This is a genomic window from Nostocoides sp. (assembly GCF_035343835.1).
In the GTDB taxonomy this organism is placed as follows: Bacteria; Actinomycetota; Actinomycetes; order Actinomycetales; family Dermatophilaceae; genus Nostocoides_A; species Nostocoides_A vanveenii.
The window spans coordinates 3323-5360 of record NZ_DAOQZV010000219.1 but is presented as its reverse complement, the minus strand read 5'-3'; the positions used below and the strand labels follow the sequence as shown (position 1 = coordinate 5360).

At 68.4% G+C, this 2038-nt stretch carries 3 protein-coding genes; 2 read left to right on the top strand and 1 reads right to left on the bottom strand.

The window, feature by feature from the left end; translation table 11 throughout:
• Positions 1-1084, bottom strand: a 1084-nt coding sequence (locus PKH97_RS13280; RefSeq protein ID WP_324387990.1) for a 2-oxoacid:acceptor oxidoreductase family protein, incomplete at its 3' end; no start/stop codon positions are given.
• A gap of 179 nt (positions 1085-1263) precedes the next feature.
• Between PKH97_RS13280 and PKH97_RS13275 the strand changes: the two genes are divergently transcribed.
• Complete coding sequence (locus PKH97_RS13275) at positions 1264-1572, top strand: Gfo/Idh/MocA family oxidoreductase (protein ID WP_324387988.1); 309 nt, start codon at positions 1264-1266, stop codon at positions 1570-1572.
• The coding region (locus PKH97_RS13270; protein ID WP_324387987.1) for a Gfo/Idh/MocA family oxidoreductase at positions 1569-2038 on the top strand (470 nt) is incomplete at its 3' end. The genes PKH97_RS13275 and PKH97_RS13270, both read left to right, overlap by 4 nt.

Genomic DNA, 2038 nt, shown 5'->3' with positions numbered 1-2038 from the left:
ACATCGCCTGCAGCAGGTCGGCCTGCTCGGTCTTGGTGGGCAGGCCGGTCGACGGTCCGCCGCGCTGGACGTCGATGACGACGAGCGGCAGTTCGAGCGAGACCGCAAGACCGATCGTCTCGGACTTCAAGGCCAGACCCGGTCCCGAGGTGGAAGTGACGCCGAGCTTGCCCCCGAAACTCGCACCGAGGGCGATGCCGATGCCGGCGATCTCGTCCTCGGCCTGGAGGGTGAGCACGCCATAGCGCTTGAGCCCGGCGAGGGTGTGCAAGATGTCCGAGGCCGGGGTGATCGGGTAGGACCCGAGGACGATCTGCAGGCCGGCGCGATGGGCGGCGGCGACCAGGCCGTAGGCGAGCGCGGTGTTTCCGGTGACATTGCGGTAGGTGCCGGCGGCCATCGGGGCCGGTGCGACTTCATAAGAGGAGATGAAATCCTCGGTGGTCTCACCGTAATTCCAGCCGGCGTCGAGGGCGGCGAGATTGGCCGCGAGCAGGTCGGGCTTGGCTCCGAACTTGCTGGTCAAGAAGGCGCGGGTGCCGGATGTGGGGCGCGAGTACATCCAGGAGAGCAGGCCGAGCGCGAACATATTCTTCGCGCGCTCCTTCTCCTTGCGGGTCAGGGCGCTGAAGCTGGTGAGGGCCTCGACGGTGATGCTGGTCAGCGGGACCTTGTGCAGGTGCCAGGACTCCAGCGAGCCGTCCTCCAAGGGGTTGGTGGCATAGCCGACCTTGGCCAGATTGCGCGTGGAGAACTCGTCGGCGTCGGCGATGATGGTTGCGCCGCGCGGCAGATCGCGCAGATTGGCCTTGAGCGCGGCGGGGTTCATCGCGACAAGGACATCGGGCGCATCGCCGGGGGTGAGCACGTCATGGTCGGCAAAGTGCACTTGGAAGCTCGAGACGCCTGGGAGCGTGCCCTGCGGAGCGCGGATCTCGGCGGGGAAGTTCGGCAGCGTGGACAGGTCGTTCCCCAGCGCCGCGGTCTCGGCGGTGAAGCGGTCGCCGGTCAACTGCATACCGTCGCCGGAGTCGCCCGCGAATCGGATCACGACGCGATCGAGTGGGGTCTTCGTGCTTGCCATGCACCGATGGTATGCAGCTTGGCCGCGGACCGGTGCCCGCTCGCCGCGGGCTGGGCACCCGTCGAGAGCACAAATCCGGCACGTCGAGATCACCGGGGGCTCGGCAATCCAGCCTGTCGAAAGAAGCCGGCACCAGGTGCATGGTCACGCAATGCGCGGTACGCGCGGTATCGGCCAACGTGGCGGCCGCGACGCGAGCGCTCCGGGTCGGGATCATCGGTGTGGGGATGATGGGCGCCGTTCACGTCGAGCGCGTCGCCGGCCGCACCGTCGGTGCCGAGCTGGTGGCGGTATCCGATCCCGCTCCCGACCGGGCCGCGGCGTGTGCCTCGCGCTATCCGGGCGTGCGACCGATCGGCGATCCGCTGGAGTTGATCGGCGACCCGGAGGTCGATGCCGTGATCATTGCTTCGCCCGCGATCGCCCACAAGGAACAGATCCGGGCCTGCCTGGACGTGGGTAAGCCCACGCTGTGCGAAAGCCGATGACCGCCGAGCCGGCCAGCGCGCTCGCGCTGGTCGAGGCCGAGCGCACCCTGGGTCGGCACGTGATCACGGTCGGCTTCATGCGGCGCTTCGATCCCGAATACGTCCAGCTGCGACAGCTCGTCGCCGACGGCCGCATCGAGCGGCTGTTGCTGATGCACAACGTCCACCGGAACAAGGGCGTCCCCACGGCAAACTTCGCCAGCGAGCGACTCGTCTCGGATGCGCTCGTTCACGAGATCGACGTCGCGCGCTTCCTCTTCGGCGAGGAAGTCGCGACGATCCACGTGATCGCGCCGCATGCCCGCGCGTATGCGCCGCCCGGGCTGATCGACCCGCAGATCGCCGTGCTGACCATGGTCGGCGGGGGTGTGGTGACCAATGAGGTCTTCATCAACTCCCACGTCGGCTACGAGGTCCGGTGCGAGGTGGTCTGCGAGCGCGGCACCGCGATCGCGGGCCGGCCCGG